Source organism: Sphingomonas sp. 2R-10 (assembly GCF_030062225.1).
Classification (GTDB): domain Bacteria; phylum Pseudomonadota; class Alphaproteobacteria; order Sphingomonadales; family Sphingomonadaceae; genus Sphingomonas.
In genome coordinates, this window is record NZ_JASCXF010000011.1 from 34711 (window position 1) to 53794 (window position 19084).

At 68.9% G+C, this 19084-nt stretch carries 14 protein-coding genes; 7 read left to right on the plus strand and 7 right to left on the minus strand.

What is annotated here, in order from left to right:
• Positions 1 to 39 precede the first annotated feature (39 nt).
• Positions 40 to 603: a glycine zipper 2TM domain-containing protein gene (locus QLH51_RS06895; RefSeq protein WP_125654207.1), complete on the plus strand. Its 564-nt coding sequence runs from the start codon at positions 40 to 42 to the stop codon at positions 601 to 603.
• Between the two features lie 86 nt (positions 604 to 689).
• Here the strand turns inward: QLH51_RS06895 and rarD are convergent, their stop codons facing one another.
• Together rarD and QLH51_RS06905 are read right to left on the minus strand one after the other, a co-directional pair.
• Entirely contained in the window at positions 690 to 1592 is a 903-nt protein-coding gene (gene rarD / locus QLH51_RS06900) for an EamA family transporter RarD (RefSeq protein WP_125654205.1), read from the minus strand.
• Positions 1593 to 1596: 4 nt separating this feature from the next.
• Positions 1597 to 1818: a hypothetical protein gene (locus QLH51_RS06905; RefSeq protein ID WP_055788843.1), complete on the minus strand. Its 222-nt coding sequence runs from the start codon at positions 1816 to 1818 to the stop codon at positions 1597 to 1599.
• A 127-nt stretch (positions 1819 to 1945) separates the two neighbouring features.
• Between QLH51_RS06905 and QLH51_RS06910 the strand changes: the two genes are divergently transcribed.
• Together QLH51_RS06910 and QLH51_RS06915 are read left to right on the plus strand one after the other, a co-directional pair.
• The gene (locus QLH51_RS06910; RefSeq protein WP_125654203.1) at positions 1946 to 2662 is read left to right on the plus strand and encodes a hypothetical protein; all 717 of its coding nucleotides are present in this window, start codon (positions 1946 to 1948) and stop codon (positions 2660 to 2662) included.
• A gap of 49 nt (positions 2663 to 2711) precedes the next feature.
• On the plus strand, positions 2712 to 3155 hold the full coding sequence (locus tag QLH51_RS06915) for a hypothetical protein (RefSeq protein ID WP_125654201.1): 444 nt from the start codon (positions 2712 to 2714) through the stop codon (positions 3153 to 3155).
• A gap of 103 nt (positions 3156 to 3258) precedes the next feature.
• Here QLH51_RS06915 and QLH51_RS06920 read toward each other — a convergent pair whose 3' ends face one another.
• The 5 genes from QLH51_RS06920 to QLH51_RS06940 all read right to left on the minus strand — a co-directional run bounded on the left by QLH51_RS06920 (position 3259) and on the right by QLH51_RS06940 (position 11975).
• Entirely contained in the window at positions 3259 to 4788 is a 1530-nt protein-coding gene (locus QLH51_RS06920; RefSeq protein ID WP_125654199.1) for an efflux transporter outer membrane subunit, read from the minus strand.
• Entirely contained in the window at positions 4785 to 7976 is a 3192-nt protein-coding gene (locus tag QLH51_RS06925) for an efflux RND transporter permease subunit (protein ID WP_125654197.1), read from the minus strand. Before QLH51_RS06925 ends, QLH51_RS06920 begins: the two co-directional genes overlap by 4 nt.
• Before the next feature lie 45 nt (positions 7977 to 8021).
• On the minus strand, positions 8022 to 9233 hold the full coding sequence (locus QLH51_RS06930; RefSeq protein ID WP_206428753.1) for an efflux RND transporter periplasmic adaptor subunit: 1212 nt from the start codon (positions 9231 to 9233) through the stop codon (positions 8022 to 8024).
• A gap of 267 nt (positions 9234 to 9500) precedes the next feature.
• A complete protein-coding gene (locus tag QLH51_RS06935; RefSeq protein WP_125654193.1) occupies positions 9501 to 10790 on the minus strand; it encodes an L-fuconate dehydratase in 1290 nt (429 codons plus the stop codon).
• A 282-nt stretch (positions 10791 to 11072) separates the two neighbouring features.
• Entirely contained in the window at positions 11073 to 11975 is a 903-nt protein-coding gene (locus tag QLH51_RS06940) for an IclR family transcriptional regulator (protein WP_206428752.1), read from the minus strand.
• Positions 11976 to 12039: 64 nt separating this feature from the next.
• Between QLH51_RS06940 and QLH51_RS06945 the strand changes: the two genes are divergently transcribed.
• From QLH51_RS06945 to QLH51_RS06960, 4 genes are all read left to right on the plus strand, one after another.
• Entirely contained in the window at positions 12040 to 14115 is a 2076-nt protein-coding gene (locus QLH51_RS06945; RefSeq protein ID WP_125654191.1) for a TonB-dependent receptor, read from the plus strand.
• Between the two features lie 101 nt (positions 14116 to 14216).
• Positions 14217 to 16382, plus strand: coding sequence for a primosomal protein N' (locus QLH51_RS06950; RefSeq protein WP_125654189.1), 2166 nt, complete (start codon positions 14217 to 14219; stop codon positions 16380 to 16382).
• Positions 16383 to 16627: 245 nt separating this feature from the next.
• Complete coding sequence (locus QLH51_RS06955; protein ID WP_125654187.1) at positions 16628 to 18151, plus strand: S1C family serine protease; 1524 nt, start codon at positions 16628 to 16630, stop codon at positions 18149 to 18151.
• A 363-nt stretch (positions 18152 to 18514) separates the two neighbouring features.
• Complete coding sequence (locus QLH51_RS06960) at positions 18515 to 19084, plus strand: F0F1 ATP synthase subunit delta (RefSeq protein WP_206428751.1); 570 nt, start codon at positions 18515 to 18517, stop codon at positions 19082 to 19084.

A 19084-nucleotide genomic window follows, 5' to 3' on the forward strand; every position in this document is an offset into this window, starting at 1 on the left:
GTCGTTCTGCTTTCATCCTGACGGATTAGGAGTGAAACGATGCGTACCCCGATCCTTGCCGCGCTGGTCGCGGCCGTTACCCTGCCGACGATCGCCGCCGCCCCGGCGATGGCGCAGACCCCGCGCCAGGAATATCGCGACGAGGTGCGCGATGCGCGCCGCGATTACCGCCGCGACCTGCGCAATGCCGACAGCCGGCGCGACGTGCGCCGCGCCGATCGCGAATATCGCCGCGACGTGAACGACGCGCGTCGCGACCTGCGCCGCGATCAGCGCGACTGGCGCGGCTATCGCAACTATAACTACAACCGGTTCGAGCCCGGGCAGAACCGCTATTATGCCGACCGCTATTATCGCGACGGCCAATATTACCGGCAGCGCGCGCTGACCCGCAACGACCGCGTCTATCGCGGGCAGAACGGGCGCTATTACTGCCGTCGCAACGACGGCACGACCGGACTGATCGTCGGTGGACTGGGCGGTGGCGTGCTCGGCAACCTGATCGCGGGCGGTGATTCGCGGCTGCTGGGCACGTTGATCGGCGGCGGTGCGGGTGCGCTGCTCGGCCGGTCGGTCGATCGCGGGCAGGTGGTCTGCCGCTAACAGGCTGTTCGAAAACGTGCCCGAGGCACGTTTTACGGTGCCGGCCCGCCTCGAAACTCGCTCTTCCGCGAGTTTTCAAACAATCCCTAAGCCCTGGTCGGGGCGGCCTCGCGCCGCCCCGGCCTGCGCCCGCCGAGGATGTAGACGGCAAGGCCCGCCCAGATCAGCGCGAAGCAGCCGAGCCGTGTCGGCGTCAGATGTTCACCGAACACGACGATCGCCAGCACGAATTGTAGCGAGGGTGCGAGGAACTGGAGCATCCCCATCGTCGCGAGGCGCAAGCGGCGCGCGGCGGCGGAGAACAGCAGCAGCGGCGCGGTGGTCACCGCGCCGGCCAGCACCAGCATCCCGGCCATCCCCCGCCCCTGTTCGAACGCCAGCGGCTCGCCCGCCCCCAGCCACAGCAGATAGCCGAGCGCCAACGGGGCGAGCAGCGTGGTTTCGACCATCAGCCCTTCGAGCGCGCCGACCGACACCGTCTTGCGGATCAGCCCGTAGAGCGCGAAGCTGATCGCGAGGCTGAGGCTGATGCCCAGCGCCACCCATGACGATCCGAACGCGAACAGCGCGACGCCCGCCCCGGCCAGCGCCACCGCCACGGCTTGCGTCCGGTTCATCCGTTCGCCCAGCAGCACGACGCCGAGCAGGACGTTCAGGAGCGGGTTGAGGAAATAGGCCAAGCTGGCGGCGAGCACCTGTCCGTGCAGCACCGCCCAGACATAGACCAGCCAGTTGATCGCGATGCACGCAGCGCTGGCGATCAGGTTGAGCAGCGCGCGACGGTCGGCGAAGGCGGCACGCAGGGCGCGCCCCCGCCGCGCGGCGACGACGATCCCCGCGACCAGCAGCGCCGACCACAGCACGCGCTGCGCGACGATCTCACCCGCGTCGATCGGCCCCAGCAGCCGGAAATAGAGGGGCAGCAACCCCCACAGCACATAGGCGCCGACGCCGAACGCCAGCCCCTGCCGGTCCGCCCCCTCGCTCACCGAATTAGATCAGGCCGCCGGTCAGGAACAGGCGCAGGCCGGCCACGATCAGGATCACGAGGTTCAGGTTGCGGCCGGTGTTCTTCGACGACAGCAACCCGATCACGAACCCGACCAGCGCGATCGGGAACGCGATCCAGTTCATCAGCGAGACGACGGGGATCAGCGCGGGAATGGCAATCACCAGCGCGACGAGACCGATCAGGATCGAGACGATGTTCAACATGGGACACGACATGGCCCCGCCGACGCCACACGGCAATGGCGGATGCGCGTTTTTGCGATACGATGGATTGTTAACCGCGCGGGCGTAGCGTCGCGCGGCCCATAGAAGTTCGCGGAGTGCGTCGCCGATGATTCGTGCCCTTTCCATCGTGGCGCCGCTGGCGCTGCTGGCCGGCTGCAACCAGGGCAGCGCGCCGCCGGCCAACAATGTCGACACGCTGGATGCCGATCTGCTGCGCGGCAATGCCGGCGACCCGGCGGTGACCGCGGCGTTGCAGGACCAGATCATGGTCGACCCGTCCCTGAGCGGCCAGTCCGGCAACGGCGCGGTCCGCCCGCCCGACCGGCCCTATACCGCCGCCGCCCCGGCCGCCGACGTCGCGTCGGGCAGCGCGGGGCGCAGCGAATCGCTGCAATCGGCACCGAAGCCCGGTGCGTGCCCGTCGTGCGAGGGCGGCCGCGAGGCGCTGACGCTGGGCGAACTGGCCGCAGTGCGGAAGGGCGGCAACCGCCAGTGCGCGGCGAAGGTCGGGTACAGCGCGGCATGGGCCACCCGCCTGCCCGCCGCCTTCGCCCTCCATCCCGATGCGCGCCTGTCCGAAGCCGCCGGTACCGACGCCGATGGCTGCCGGATGCGGGTGGTCAGCTTCACCATCGCCCAGCCGGTCGATCGCATGGTCGACTGGTACTACACCCGCGCGCGGAAGGGCGGCTATTCGGCGGAGCATCAGGCCGAGGGCGACCAGCATGTGCTGGGCGGCACGCGCGGCAACGCGGTCTATGCCGTGTTCCTGTCGCCCCAGGGGCGCGGCACGTCGGTCGACCTGATCGTCGACGGCGGCTGATCTTTACGCGAGACGGTCGGCTCCCCATGTCGTTTCGGAAGGGGAACATATGCTGATCGTCGCCGCCACGCTTGCCGCCTGTATCCTGATCGTTCGGGTCTGGCCCGACCTGCCGGTCGCGCGGGCGATCGCAGCGGTGCTGGTGCAGCCGGTGGTGCGCGGGCTCGCCGCGCTGACGCCGGGACACTGGCTGCTGTTCGTGATCCTGTCGGCGGCGGCGGGGACGGTGGTGTGGATGGGCGGCGACATGATCGTCGTGTCCGCGCTGGGCACGCCCGAGCTGGTCGGGGTGCTGGTGGCGGTCGATATCGCCGCGTATCTCGACGCGCTGCTGGCGACGGTCGCGCTGATGGGTGCGGTGCGCGGCGCGTCGCTCCGGCTGTGGGTGGCGCGGATCATGCCCCGCGCGCGCAGCCGGCGGGCGCGGCGCGTGCGGATGGCGCGCAAGGCGGCGAATGACGACGACCCGGCCGGGGTTGCGATCGCTGCGTAATCTCCAAATACGTTCGTCCTGAGTAGCCGCTGAGCCTGTCGAAGCGGCGTATCGAAGGACCATCACGGGTGCTTCGATACGAGCCTTCGACTTCGCTCAGTCTCTACTCAGCACGAACGGGTTCTGTAGATGCCACCGGCCCGTTCGGCCCGACCTCCAGCAGCGAATCGCCGCCCAGCGTCCGGTACAGCGTCACGCGGTTGGTCGCCGTGACCAGTTGCGTCGCGACCAGCCGGCGCTGCGCGCTGTAATAGGAGCGCTGCGCATCGAGGCTGGTGAGGAAGGTGTCGATGCCGCCGCGATAGCGCGCCTCGGTCAGGCGGAACGTGTCCTGCGCGGCGACCAGGTTGGCGCGTTCGGCGCGGGTCTGTTCGGCGACGGTCCCCTGGCGGGCGAGCGCGTCGGACACTTCGCGGAACGCCGACTGGATGGTGCGTTCGTAGGTGGCGAGCAGGGCGTCGCGCTGGGCACGGCTGAATTCGACCCCCGCCCGCCCCGCACCGGCGCGGAAGATCGGATAGCTGAGCGAGGGCGCGACCGAATAGTTGAACGCGCCGCCGGTGAACAGCGTGCGCAGCGCGTCGCTGGCGAAGCCGACCAGCCCGGTCAGCGACAGCCGGGGGAACAGCGCCGCGCGCGCCGCGCCGATATCGGCATTGGCCGCCAGCAGTTCATATTCCGCCTGCACCACGTCGGGACGGCGCAGCAGGATGCCCGAATCGATCCCCGCCGGCAGGTCCGCGATGGTCGGCAGCGCGACGTCGATCGAACCGGGCAGCATTGCGGGATCGATCGGCGCGCCGACCAGCAGTTGCAGCGCGTTGATGTCCTGCGCCAGCTGCGTGCGCTGTTCGGCCAGGTCGCTTTCGGCGGTGGCGAGGATCTGTTCGGCCTGGCGCAGGTCGGTGCGCGGCGCGATGCCGCCCTGCAACCGGGCACGGGTCAGCGTGACGCTGCGCCGCGCGCTGGCGGCGGTCGCCTCGGCCACGGTCATCAGGCTGCGGTCGGCGCCGTACGTCGCCCATGCCTCGGCAATGTCGCCGACCAGCGTCAGGCGGGTGGCACGCGCGCCGGCACGGCTCGCGAAATAGCGGTTCTGTTCGGCCTCGGTCAGCGAACGGATGCGTCCGAACAGGTCGAGTTCGAACGCGGTGGCGCCGAGATCGAGCGAGAAGCTGCTGGGCGAGCGGCTGCTGGAGACGACCGTGCCGCCGGTGCCACCCGTGCCGGTGCCGGTGCCACCCGTGCCGGTCCCGCCGGTGCCCGTGCCCGGAATCGTCGTCGTGGTCGCGCCGTCGCCGGTGCCGCGATAGCTGTAGCGGGCCGAGGCATCGAGTTGCGGGAACAGGTCGGCGCGCTGGATGCGATATTGCGCGCGCGCCGCCCGGATGTTGGCGGCGGCGATCCGCAGATCGCGGTTGTTGACCAGCGCCTGCCCCACCAGCGTGCGCAGGCCGGGCGCGGTGAACACCTGTTCGAAGGTCAGCGCGGGCAGGCTCGCCTCGCTCTGCCGCAGATAGGCGTCGCCGACCGGCCACGATGGCGGCACGACGGCGGTCGGGCGCTCATAGGTCGGGGTCATCGAACAGCCGGCGAGCAGCGCCGCCGCGAGAGGACCAGCGAAGCGCCTCATGCCCCGACCTCCTTTGGCTCGTGATGGCGGAGTTTGGCGAGGCCGTCGCGCACGCCGCGGCGGACCAGCACGAAGAACAACGGGATGTAGAAGATCGCCAGCACCGTCGCGGTGAACATCCCGCCGATGACGGCGGTGCCGATCGCGATGCGGCTGTTGGCGCCCGCCCCGGTCGAGATGGCGAGCGGCAACACGCCGAAGATGAAGGCGAGCGACGTCATCAGGATCGGGCGGAGACGGATGCGCGCCGCCTCCAGCGCGGCGTCGATGACGCGCGCGCCCTTGCGCTCCGCCTGTTCGGCGAACTCGATCATCAGGATCGCGTTCTTGGCCGCCAGACCCATCGTCGTCAGCAACCCGATCTGGAGATAGACGTCGTTTTCCAGCCCCCTGAGCGTCACGAACGCGATCGCCCCGATCAACCCCAGCGGAATGACCAGCAGCACCGCGATCGGGATCGACCAGCTTTCGTACAGCGCGGCAAGGCACAGGAACACGACGAGGATCGACAGGCCGTAGAGCAAAGGCGCCTGTCCCGACGACAGCCGTTCCTGGAACGACAGCCCGGCCCATGCGACGCTGGTGCCCGGAATCTGGCCGGCCAGTTCGGCGATGCGGTCCATCGCCTCGCCCGAGCTGACGCCCGATGCCGCCTGCCCCTGGAATTCGAACGAGGGCAGCCCCTGAAACCGCGACAGCGTGGTCGGCGCGACGGTCCAGCCGGTGCGCGAGAAGGAGGAGAAGGGCACCATCTGTCCGTTGGATCCGCGCACGAACCATTGCGACAGGTCGCCGGGTTCGCTGCGATAGGGCGCGTCGCCCTGCACGAACACGCGCTTCACCCGGCCGCGATCGATGAAGTCGTTGACGTAGCGCCCGCCCCAGGCGGTCGAGATCGTGTTGTTGACGTCGTTCTGGCTCAACCCCAGCGTCGACAGACGCTGCTGGTCGATATCGACGTTGAGCGTCGCGATGTCCGGCAGCTCGGACAGTCGGACGCCGCTCAGCATCGGATCGGCGCTGGCGGCGGCGAGCAGCTTGTCGCGTGCCTCGGCGAAGTCGGCCGCGCTCATCCCGCTGGCGTTCTGCAACTCCATGGTGAAGCCGTTGGCCTGTCCCAGACCGCGGACCGCCGGGGGCAGGATCGCGAACACCTGCGCATCGCGGAACCCCCGGAACGCGGCAGAGGCGCGCGCGACGATCGCGTCGGCGCCATTGTCCTTGCCGGGGCGCTGCGCCCAGTCGGCGAAGTTGATGAACCCCTGCCCCGTATTCTGCCCCGACGCACCGCCGCCACCGCCGGCGACCGCCAGCAGGGTGCGGACATTGTCCTTTTCATAGGTCAGGAAGTATTTCTCGACCGCGCGCTGCACCTCTTCGGTGCGGCCGCGGGTCGAGCCGGCGGGCAGCTGGAACCGGATCGACGCCGCGCCCTGATCCTCGGTCGGCAGGAAGCTGGTCGGCAGGCGGAAGAACAGCAGCGCGAGGATGGCGAGCACCGCGGTATAGAGCAGCAGGTACAGCCATTTGCGGTCGATGACATGGATCACGCCGCGCTCGTACTTGTCGACGCCCTTGTCGAAATTGCGGTTGAAGCCGCCCCGAAGCCGTTCGCCAAAATGGGCCACGCGGGGCAGTTTCCGCTCCAGCCAGCCGCCCTCGATGCTGCCGTCCTCGCCGCGCTTCTTCTGCTTGAGCAGAGTCGCGGTGAGCGCAGGGCTCAGGATCAGCGCGACGAACACCGACAGCACCATGGCGGCGACGATCGTGACCGAGAACTGGCGGTAGATGACCCCGGTCGATCCGCCGAAGAACGCCATCGGCAGGAACACCGCCGACAGGACGATGCCGATCGCGATCAGCGCGACCTGGATTTCCTGCATCGACTGGATCGTCGCCTCGCGCGGCGACATGTCGGGATTTTCCTCCATCAACCGCTCGACATTCTCGACGACGACGATCGCGTCGTCGACGAGCAGGCCGATGGCGAGGACGAGCCCGAACAGCGTCAGCGTGTTGATCGAGAAGCCGAAGAGATAGAAGACGCCGAACGTGCCGAGCAGCACCACGGGCACCGCGATCGTCGGGATCAGCGTGGCGCGCCAGCTTTGCAGGAACACGAACATGACGATGACGACGAGGATCACCGCCTCCACCAGCGTCTTGACCACTTCCTCGATCGACAGCTTGATGAACGCCGTCGTGTCGTTGGCATAGGCATAGGTCAGGCCGGTCGGGAATTTGGCCGATTGCCGCTCGACCTCGGCCTTCACCAGTTCCGCCGTCTCCAGCGCGTCGGCACCGGGGGCGAGGCTGATGGCGAGGCCGGCACCGGGATGGGCGTTCACCCGGCTGAGCGCGTTGTAATTCTCCTGCCCCAGTTCGACCCGCGCCACGTCGGACAGGCGGACGGTCGACCCGTCGGGCAGCGTCTTCAGGATGATCGCCCTGAACTGCGCCGGAGTCTGCAACCGCGACTGGGCGGTGACGGTGGCGTTCAATTGCTGTTCGTTCGACGTCGGCTGCCCGCCGAGTTCGCCCGCGGCGACTTCGGTATTCTGGTTCTGGATCGCGGTGACGACGTCGCCGGGCATCAGCGAGAACGACGCGAGCTTCGCCGGATCGAGCCAGATGCGCATCGCATATTGCGATCCGAACACGTTGGTCTCGCCCACCCCGTTGATCCGCGCCAGCGGCTCGACGAGGTTCGCCTCCATGTAATCCGACACGTCGCCATTGGTGCGCTGGTCGGTTTCGTCGAAGATGCCGACGATCATCAGGAAATCGGGGTTCGATTTGGTGACGCGGATGCCCTGTTGCTGCACCTGCTGCGGCAGTCGCGACAGCGCCTGCTGCACCTGGTTCTGGACCTGCACCTGCGCGATGTCGGGATCGACGCCCTTGTCGAAGGTCGCGCTGATCGTCACCTGCCCGCGCGACGAGCTTTGCGAGCTGAAATAGAGCAGCCCGTCGATGCCGGTCAGCTGCTGTTCGATGATCTGCGTGACCGAATTCTGGATCGTGTCGGCATTGGCGCCGGGATAGGTCGCGCGGATATTGACCTGTGGCGGCGCGACGTCGGGATATTGCGCGATCGGCAGCGACAGGATCGCGCCCAGCCCGCCCAGCATCACGATGATCGCGATCACCCATGCGAAGATCGGGCGGTCTATGAAGATGCGTGACATGCGTCAGGCGATCCGGGCCGGGGCGATGAATATGCGGGACATGGGTTAGCCGGCTTTCGCGGGCGCGGACGGCTGGTCACCGGCAGGCTTGGGTTGGATCGACTGCGGCGCGCTGGCGGGTACCGGCCTGATCTTCGCACCGGGGCGCAGGTTCGCGGTCCCCTGCGTAATCACCTTGTCGCCGGGATCGAGGCCGCCGGTCACGACCCAGAACTGGCCCTGCGTCCGGTCGGCCTCGATCACCTTCTGCACGGCGGTGTCGTTCGGACCGACGACGAACACCGTCGCCTGCCCCTTGGGATCGCGCTTCACCGCCTGTTGCGGCACGAGGATCGCGCGCTGGTTGATCGCCTGCGCGAACTGCGCGCGGACGAACATGCCGGGCAGCAATATGCCCTGGGGGTTGGGGAAGCGGGCGCGCAGCGTCACCGTGCCGGTCTGCGCGTTCACCATCACCTCGGCGAACTGGACGGTGCCGGTCTGGCCGAAATCGCTGCCGTCCTCCAGCCGCAGCCGGACCGCGGCGGAGGCCGGGATCACGCCGCCGCTGGCCAGTTCGCGGCGCAGCGTCAGCAGGTCGGCGGCCGATTGCTGGATATCGACGAAGATCGGGTCGAGCCGCTGGATCACCGCCAGCGGATCGGCCTGGTTGGTCGTGACCAGCGCGCCTTCGGTGAAATAGCTGCGCCCGATCCGCCCGGTGATCGGCGCGGGGACGCGGGTGAAGGACAGGTTGACCCGCGCCGTTTCCAGCTGCGCCCGGCTCTGTTCGACGGCGGCGGCGGCTTGCCTCGCCTGTGCGGCGGCGTCGGTATAATCCTGGCGGCTGACCGCCTCGATCTCCGCCAGCGGGCGGAAGCGTTCGGCGCGCACCCGCGTCGCCTCGGCATTGGCGCGGGCACTGTTCAGGTTCGCGGTCGCTTCGTTGGTCTGCGCGCGATACAGGCGCGGGTCGATCTCGTAGAGCGTCTGCCCGGCGCGGACCAGCGCGCCTTCGGTGAAGAAGCGCTTGCGGATGAGGCCGGCGACCTGCGGGCGGACCTCCGACTGCTGGAACGCGACGACGCGCGCGGCGAGGTCGGCGGTCTGTGCGACGCTGGTCGCCTGCACCACGACGAAGCCGACCTGCGCCGGCCCCTGGTTGCCGCGGCCGTTCTTCGTCGCCTTTTCCCCACTGCCGCCGCCACAGGCCGACAGGGCCAGCAGGGTCGACAGCAACAGGAACGGGCGGACGCGCGACGACGCGGATCGGATCAAGGCGGCAACCTTTGCGACGGAAAAACGGCGCGGATGCGCCGGGGCGTAACCGCCGGCCCATCCGAAAGTTTCATTGCATGTTTTCATACGCACGGCTTCGATCGACGCAATGCGCTAGTTGTCGCAATTTGTCGCGGACCGGCAAGGAAGGGTTACGAAGGGGGGAGCATCAAACGTCATCCCAGCGAAGGCTGGGATCTCCCGGTGACGACGCGGGACAGGAACCGCGTGAGGCCCCAGCCTGCGCTGGGGCGACGATTCGGTCGATCAGCCCCTCGCGCCGCCCGTCCAGCGATGCGCTTCCATCGACTCGCGCTTCATCTCGATCGAATAGCCCGGCAGCGTCGGCGCGCGATAGGCGCCGTTCCGGACGATGCAGGGATCGACGAAATGTTCGTGGAGGTGATCGACGAATTCGGCCGCGCGGTCGTGCTTCACGCCCGAGAAGCACAGATAGTCGATCATCGAGAGGTGCTGGACATATTCGCACAGCCCGACGCCGCCGGCGTGCGGCCACACCGCCAGGTTGAACTTTGCCGCCATCAGCAGCACCGCCAGCACCTCGTTCACGCCGCCCAGCCGGCAGGCGTCGATCTGCACGACGTCCAATGCGTGGCGCATGATGAACTGTTTGAAGACGATGCGGTTCTGGCACATCTCGCCGGTGGCGACCTGGACTGGCCGCACGCCCTCGCGGATCGTGCGGTGCCCCTCGACATCGTCGGGCGAGGTCGGCTCCTCGATGAAGCGGGGTTTGGCGAAGGCGAGGTCGTTCACACGCGCGATCGCGTCGTCGACTTCCCACACCTGGTTGGCGTCGATCATCAGGTCGATGTCCGGCCCGATCGTCTCGCGCGCCAGCGCGACGCGGCGGCGGTCGTTCTCCGGATCGCCGCCGACCTTCAGCTTGATATGGGTGAAGCCGTCGGCCACCGCCTCGCGGCACAGGCGGACCAGCTTTTCATCCGAATAGCCGAGCCAGCCGGGCGAGGTGGTATAGGCCGGATAGCCTTCCGCCAGCAGCGTCTCGCGCCGCGCCGCCTTGCCGATCGCGCGTTCCTCGAGCAGCGCGACCGCCTCGTCGGGGGTGATGCAGTCGGTCATGTAGCGGAAATCGATCAGGCCGACGATCTCGCTGGCCGACATCGACCCGATATAGTCCCACAGCGGCAGGCCCGCGGACTTGGCCAAGAGGTCCCACACCGCATTGACCACCGCGCCGGTGGCGAGGTGGATGATCCCCTTTTCCGGGCCGACCCAGCGCAACTGGCTGTCGCCGGTCATCCGCCGCCAGAAGCCCGCGCCGTCGCTGCGGATCTCGTCGAGCGACAGCCCTTCGACCAGCGGCGCCAGCGTGGCGATCGCCGCACAGCACAGGTCGTTGCCGCGGCCGATGGTGAAGGTCAGGCCGTGCCCTTCGAGGCCGGGCGTATCGGTTTCGAGGATGCAGTAGGCCGCCGAATAATCGGGCTCGGGGTTCATCGCGTCCGAACCGTCGAGAAACGCCGAAGTCGGAAACCGGATGTCGTGAACCGATAGCCGGGTGATGATCGTCATGTGCAGCCCCCATGGGGCGCCCATGATGATCGATCCGCCCCGTCCCGGTCGCCGCATCCGACGCCCAACGGTTTTCATATGTGAACGGATTTTCGCTTGCAACAGGAAAGCGTGGATCACGCGCGTGGAAAATGTCCCCCGCTGCATGTCCGCCGCCCATCGATTTCCGTCATCCCCGCGCAGGCGGGGGTCCAGAGCCCAGCAGAACACCCGTCGCTACTCAGCCGCCCTGGACCCCCGCCTGCGCGGGGGTACGGAGAAAGCGCGGAAACCGGTGCCCCTTCAAGGATGATGGTCGTCGTCGACCAGTTGCGCCGAAATCCGCGCCGCCGCCGCCCGCACCGCCGCCGCTGCGGCGTCGATCGCGTCCGCCTCCGCCAGTTTCGACAGATAGGGCATGGTCAGCGCCGCCGCCGCCGCGCCGCCGCGCAGGATCGGGGCGGACAGGTCGGTCACGCCGCTGACGAAGCGGCTGGGGGTGCGTTCGATGCCGCTGACCTGCACTTCCCCGGCATGGGCGCGGAAGGCGGCGAGGGCTTCGGCGCTGGGCGCGGGATCGAGCAGCGCTTCCCAGCGGGCGCGGACGTCGGCGGGCTGGAAGGCGTAGAGGACCACCCCCGACGCCGCCTGCAACAGCGGCCGGCGATAGCCGACGCGGACCGAAAAGCCGAGCTGGTCCGCCGATTCCATCCGCGCGACCACCGCCATGTCGCCCATGGTGTGGACCGCGACATGGCACGACTGGCCCGTTTCCTGCGCCAGCCGCCGCATTTCGGGCAAGGCGACCTCGATCAGATAGCGGGTGCGCGGCTGGTTCATGCCGAGCGAGAACAGCCGGTCGCTCAGGGTGTAGCCCTCGCCCCCCGCCTCCGCCGTCAGATAGCCGCGATATTCCAGCACCTGCACCATGCGGAACAGTTCGCCATGCGACCGGCCCAGCCGCTGGACGATCTGCGTCAGCGTCAGCGGCGTCGCGACGCCGGCGAGCAGTTCGAGGATATCGAGTCCCTTTTCCAGCGCGGGCGCGCGATAGCGGCGGTCGTCGGCGGTATCGACCTCGGGGGCGTCGGCGGCAGGCGCGGGCAACTGGCTCGTCATGGCGGCGACTTTTGCCGCAAATGTCCGCTGGCGCAAGGCGATGGCACGCCGCGTCCGTTCGACCGCCGCCACGGCGCGCGAAAACACTTGGTATGTTGTATCATCTTACGTTAGGCGCAGCCGGTCCGTGTAACCTTGGAGTCGTCCCGCAATGTTCCGTCCCGCCCTGTGGCTGTCGAGCACCGCCCTGATCCTGCCCGTCGCCGCCCATGCCCAGAGCGATCCGGCCCCGGCAGGCGACAGCTATCACCGTGAGGCGCCGGCCGAGATCATCGTGACCGCCCCCTATCAGCGCAACCAGACCGATGTGCTGTCGGGCACGACGGTGCTGCGCGGCGAGGAACTGACCCGCGAGCTGCGCACGACGATCGGCGAGACGCTGGCGCGCCAGCCGGGCGTGTCGGCCACCAGCTTCGGTCCCAACGCGTCGCGCCCGGTGCTGCGCGGGTTGCAGGGCGAGCGGGTGCGCGTGCTGACCGACGGCATCGGCAGCTTCGACGTGTCGAACACCTCGGTCGACCATGCCGTGGCGATCAACCCGCTGACCGCCGACCGGATCGAGGTGCTGCGCGGCCCGGCGGCGCTGCTGTTTGGATCGTCGGCGATCGGCGGCGTCGTCAACGTCATCGACAGCCGCATCCCGCGCCAGGTGCCGACCGAACCGGTCCATATCGACGCGCTCGCCACCTATGGCTCGGCCGCGAACGAACGGAGCGCATCGGCGGCGGTCGACGTGCCGGTGACCGACAAGGTCGTGTTCCACCTCGACGGCACCTATGGCAGGACCGACGACCTCGACACCGGCGGCTACATCCTCTCGCGCCCCTTGCGCGCGCAGGCGGCGGCGAGCGCCAATGCCGACACCCGCGCGCTGGCCGACCTGCGCGGCAAGCTGCCCAATTCGCAGTCGGAGATGTGGGAGGTCGCGGGCGGCGCGGCGATCGTCACCGAAACCGGCAATCTCGGCTTCTCGGTCAGTCATCTCGACAATCGCTACGGCGTGCCGATCCGCTATTCGCTCGACGGCGGCGAGGCGGAGCAGGTGACGCTGCACGTCCAGCAGACCCGCGCCGACATGCGCGCCGAGGTGAATACCGGCGACGGCCTGCTCGAAAAGATCCGCCTGCGCGCGGGCTTTGCCGATTACCGGCATGACGAGATCGAGGATACCGGCGAAATCGGCACCAGCTTCTTCAACCGGGGGCTGGAAGCGCGGCTGGAACTGGTACAGGCGGCGCGCGGCAGCTGGCGCGGCGCGATCGGCGGGCAGATGTTCATCCGCGACCTGAACATCGTCGGCGAAGAGAAATTCCTGCCCAAGAGCGAGACGCAGCAATTCGGCCTCTTCACGCTCCAGTCGTTCGACATGGGTGCGTTCCGGGCCGAAGCAGGCGGACGCTATGAATACACCGTCGCCCGCGCCGCCGCAGACGCATTGCTGGGCAACGACGACATCCGCCGCAGCTTCAACAGCTTCTCGGGCTCGCTGGGCGGCAGCGTCGGGGTGGTCGGCAATGTCCGCTTCGGCATCAACGCCAGCCATACCGAGCGCGCGCCGTCGGCCGAGGAACTGTTCGCCAACGGGCCACATGCCGGCACGCAGGCGTTCGAGGTCGGCAATCCCGGCTTCGCCAAGGAGATCAGCGACGGGCTCGAAGCGACGCTGAAGGGATCGGGCGACGGCTACAGCTTCGGCCTGTCGGCCTATCACAACTGGTTCCGCAACTTCATCTACGAGAACCCGACCGGTGCCGAACGGGACGAGCTGCCGGTGTTCCAGTACAGCCAGGCCGATGCGCGGCTATGGGGTTTCGAAGCGGAGGCGTCGGCGCGGCTCGCGCAGTTCGGCGGGACGGCAGTCAATATCGACGGCCTCGCCGACTATACCCGCGCGACGATCGTCGACCGCGGCCCCGCCCCGCGCATCCCGCCGCTGCGCCTGCTCGGCGGGATCGAGGCGCAGGGCCGGATGGTGCAGGTGCGCGGCGAGGTCGAGCATGTGACGCGCCAGAACCGCGTCGCCGACCTGGAAACGACGACGCCGGCCTTTACGATGGTCAACGCATCGGTATCGCTGCGCCCGTTCGGCCGCGACAGCCGGACGACGCTGATGGTATCGGCGAACAACCTCTTCGACGTCGAGGCGCGGCGGCACGCCAGCTTCCTGAAGGACTTCGCACCGCTGGCCGGGCGGGACGTGCGGGTGACGGCGCGGCTGGCGCTGTAACGGCCTGACGTCGATCGTACCCCCGCCTGCGCGGGGGTACGTTACCCCGGGCAGGAAGCGGCGGATTCCATTCCGGCCCGGCAGCCCCTATCTACCCCTCCATGTCCCGCGCCCGCGTCCTCCTGCTCAACGCCGCACTCGGGCCGCTCGACTATCGTGTGCCGCATGGGCTTGCGGTCGAGCCGGGCTCGATCGTCACCGCCCCGCTCGGCCCCCGCCAGCTGGTCGGCGTGGTGTGGGATGCCGAACGGCTGGCGACCGAGGAGGTCGGCGACAACCGGCTGCGCCCGTTGCTCGCCGTCGCCGACGTGCCGCCGATCGCCGCGCCCTTGCGCCGGCTGGTCGAATGGACCGCGGGCTATTATCTCGCCGCCCCCGCCTCCGTCCTGCGCATGTGCCTCGCGTCCAATTCGGCGCTGGAGGGGGCGAAGCTCGCCATCGAATATCGCGCGACCGGCGTGGTGCCCGACCGGATGACCCCGCAGCGCGAACAGGCGCTGGAGCGGATCGGCGAGCGGCGCGGGCTGGTGCGTGAACTGGCGAGCATCGCCGACGTGTCCGACGCGGTGATCCGCGGGCTGGTGAAGCTCGGCGCGATCGAGGCGGTGTCGGTCGATATCGACCAGCCCTATCCCGTGCCCGACCCCGATCACCACCAGCCCGCCCTGTCCGCCGACCAGCAGGCGGCGGCGGACCAGCTGACGGCGGCGGTCGATGCCCGGGCCTTCCACCCCTTCCTGCTCGACGGCGTCACGGGCTCCGGCAAGACCGAGGTATATTTCGAGGGCGTAGCAGCCGCGATCCGGCAGGGGCGGCAGGTGCTGGTGCTGCTGCCCGAGATCGCGCTGACCGAACCGTTCCTGAAACGCTTCACCGCGCGCTTCGGCTGCGAGCCGGTGCCGTGGCACAGCGACCTGCGCTCGACCCAGCGCCGCCGGGCGTGGCGCGCGATTGCCAGCGGTCAGGCGAAGGTCGTGGTCGGCGCACGGTCCGCGCTGTTCCTGCCCTATGCCGATCTGGGGCTGATCGTCGTCGACGAGGCGCACGAGACCAGCTTCAAGCAGGAAGAGGGCGTGCATTATCACGCCCGCGACGTCGCGGTGATGCGCGGGCTGTTCGAGAAATGCGCAGTCATCCTCGCCAGCGCGACCCCGGCGATCGAGACGCGGCAACAGGTCGCGCAGGGCCGCTATACCGAGGTGAAGCTGCCCGGCCGCTACGGCAAGGCGCAGCTGCCCACCATCGAACCGATCGACCTGATCGAACAACCGCCCGAACGCGGCCGCTGGATCGCGGCGCCGCTGGTCAAGGCGATCGACGAGACGCTCGGCCGCAAGGAACAGGCGCTGCTGTTCCTCAACCGGCGCGGCTATGCGCCCCTCACCCTGTGCCGGTCGTGCGGGCATCGCTTCCAATGCCCCAATTGCACCGCATGGATGGTCGAACACCGGCTGATCCACCGGCTGTCGTGCCACCATTGCGGCCATGTCATCCCGACGCCGCGCGCCTGCCCCGAATGCCATGCCGAGGATGCGCTGGTCGCGTGCGGCCCCGGCGTCGAACGCATCGCCGACGAGGCCGCCGCGCTGTGGCCGACCGCAAAGATCGCCATCGTCACCTCCGACACCATCTGGTCCCCGGCCAGGGCGGCGGAGTTCGTCGGGCGGATGGAGGCGGGCGACATCGACATCGTCGTCGGCACGCAGCTGGTGACCAAGGGATATCATTTCCCCGACCTGACCTGTGTCGGGGTGATCGACGCCGATCTGGGGTTGCAGGGCGGCGACCTGCGCGCGTCTGAACGCACCTTTCAACAGATCGCGCAGGTCGCCGGGCGCGCGGGGCGCGGCACCAAGCCCGGCCATGTCTATATCCAGACGACGCAGCCCAATGCGCCGGTGATGCAGGCGCTGATCTCGGGCGATGCCGACAGCTTCTATGCCGCCGAGACCGAGGCGCGGCGCGAGGCGGAGGTGCCGCCGTTCGGCCGCTATGCCGCGATCATCGTGTCGTCGGAGGACAAGGGCGCGGCCGACGCCACCGCCCGCGCGATCGGCCGCGCCGCGCCGCAGGTCGACGGCTGCCACGTCTATGGCCCCGCCCCCGCCCCGCTGGCGATGCTGCGCGGACGCCACCGCTTCCGCCTGCTGGTCCACGCCACGCGCGCGCTGGACGTGCAGGACGTGATCCGCGACTGGCTGGACGGCGTCGAATGGGGGCCGAAGGTCCGGGTGGCGGTCGACGTCGATCCGTACAGCTTCGTGTGAGGACGGGCGCCATAGGTCGAACGAAGCAACCTCCCGCCACGCCTCCTTCGTAGTGAATCGTCCCCCCAGCGAAGGCTGGAATCTCGCGCGGCGGGGCGCGCGCTCCGTTACGGGGAGATCCCGGCCTCCGCCGGGATGACGCAGGATGGGCAGGATCATACGGGTATCCGGCACGCGCCCCCCTTGCCCCGCGCGGCGCTTTGCCCGAAACGGCGGCGGTCATGGGGAAAGACGGAATGCCGATCATGCGATTGCTGACCTGCTGGCTGACGGCGCTCGCCGCGCTGCTGGTGTCGACCACGCCGGCGCGGGCCGACGACGTATCGGCGGCGGCGCGCGGGGTGGTGCGCGTGGTGGTGATCGCGACGGTCGACGGCGAGATGGTCGATGTCGAGCACGGCACCGGCTTCGCGGTCGCGCCCGGCCGGATCGTCACCAATGCGCACGTCGTCGAACTGCTGGAACGCTATCCGGGCGAAGCGGTGGTCGGCGTGGTCCCGTCGGAGGGCGACAAGTCGTTCGAAGGCCGCGTGCTGCGCCTCGACAAATCGCGCGACCTCGCGCTGATCGAGGTCAGCGGCGTGCGCCTGCCGCCGCTGACCCTCTATACCGGGGCGCTGGGCGAGAGCGACCCGCTGATCGCGCTCGGCTATCCCGGCAATGTCGACCTCGCCACCGCGCGCTCGGCCGACGACTTTGTGACGCCGACCGCGCCGGTGCGATCGCAGGGGGTGATGTCGGGCAACCGCACGCTGGAGGGGACGGCGGTGCTGGTCCATACCGCCAGCATCGCGCGCGGCAATTCGGGCGGCCCGCTGCTCGACCGGTGCGGCCGGGTGCTGGGCGTCAATTCGGCGCTGACCCGTGGCGAGGAAGGCGACGCCAGCTTCGCCTTCGCCATCGCCGATTCCGAACTGATCGCCTTCCTGCGCGAGGCGGGCCAGCCGGTGTCGACCATCGCCACCCCCTGCCTGACGCTGGCCGATGCCGATGCGCGCGACCGTGCCGATGCCGAGCGACAGGGCGTCGAGGATCGCGAACGCGCCCGCGCCGCCGCCGAACGCGCGCGCGACGAACGCGAAACCGCGCTGGAACAGGCGCGCGCCGACAATGCCGAGACGCGCGAGAACATGATCGCGCTGGCCGCGCTGCTGCTGGCGCTGTCGGTGCTGGCGGCGGGCGGGGCCGGGCTGCTGGCGACGCGGGGGCAGAAGCGGCCGGCGCTGTACGCCGGGATCGGCGGCGGCGTGCTGCTGCTCGGCGCGGTCGCGACGTTCGTGTTGCGGCCCGATTTCGATCCGGAATCGGTCGCCGCCGCCGACGAATCGGGCCAGACCGCCGCGACCCGCGTGGCGCCGCTCACCGGTGCGCTGTCCTGCACGCTGGTGCCCGAACGCAGCCGCATCATCCTGTCGCCGGTCGAAACCGTCCGCTTCGACTGGCGCAAGGACGGCTGCATGAACGGTCGCACCCAATATGCCGAGGCGCCGGGCGGCGGCTGGGAACGCATCCTCGTGCCGAGCGAGGACGCGACGGTATCGGTGCTGCGCTTCGATCCGGTCAGCGGCAGCTATACCAACACCCGCTACCTGCTGTCGGCCGACGCGATGACGCGCGCGCGATCGCTGCGCGGGCAGGTGCAGCAAAAGGCGTGCGCCACCGATACCGGCGGCCGCGCCGCGCTGGCGACGCAGCAATCGGCGATTCGCACCGCGCTGCCGACGCAGGCCAACGAACGGCTGGTGTATCGCTGTACCGCGGCGAAGTAGGCCGATCGCCCATAATCTTTGCACGATCCGTTCGTGCTGAGTAGGGGCTGAGCGCAGTCGAAGACCCGTATCGAAGCATCGTGGCGGTCCTTCGATACGCTGTTTCGACAGGCTCAACAGCTACTCAGGACGAACGGGCCGTGGTTTCCGTCACCCCCCGTTCAGCTTCGGTACGAATCACAACCCGCCGCCCACCGTCCCACAAAGCTTGCGAAATCGTGACACCGATGCTAGCGGCCCCACGACCCATCGGGGGGCGCATGGGCCGGTCAGCGGCGCGACATCGGTTCGCGACGGCGGTTGGGAATGCGGCTCCCTCATCGGCATGGGACTTTGAAGTTGACCCCTCACAAGGACGCGCGCGTGGAGACATCCAGCGGAACTACTGGCGGTACCATCCAGGCGAGCCTGGGCGGGCGCTATGCGACCGCGCTGTTCGGTCTCGCCGAGCAGCAGGGTCAGCTGACCACGGTCGAATCGAGCCTGAAGACGCTGTCGGCGGCGATCGCCGAATCAGACGATCTGGCGGCACTGGTGAAGAGCCCGCTGGTCGGCCGCGACGATGCCAGCCGCGCGCTGACCGCGCTGGTCCCGGTGCTGGGCCTCGATCCGCTGACCGCAAATTTCCTCGGCGTGCTGGCGCAGAACCGCCGGCTGGGCGACCTGCCGGCGATCATCCGCGCGTTCCGCGACCTTGCCGCGCGCAGCCGGGGTGAGACCAATGCGGAGGTCGTCTCGGCGCATCCGCTGGATGATTCGCAGGTGGACGCGCTCAAGCAGCAGCTGCGCCACCGCGTCGGCCGCGAGGTCGCGATCGACCTCAAGGTCGACCCCACGCTTTTGGGCGGTCTGATCGTCAAGATCGGCAGCCAGATGATCGACAGCTCGATCAAGACCCGACTGAACACGCTCGCGTACGCGATGAAAGGCTGA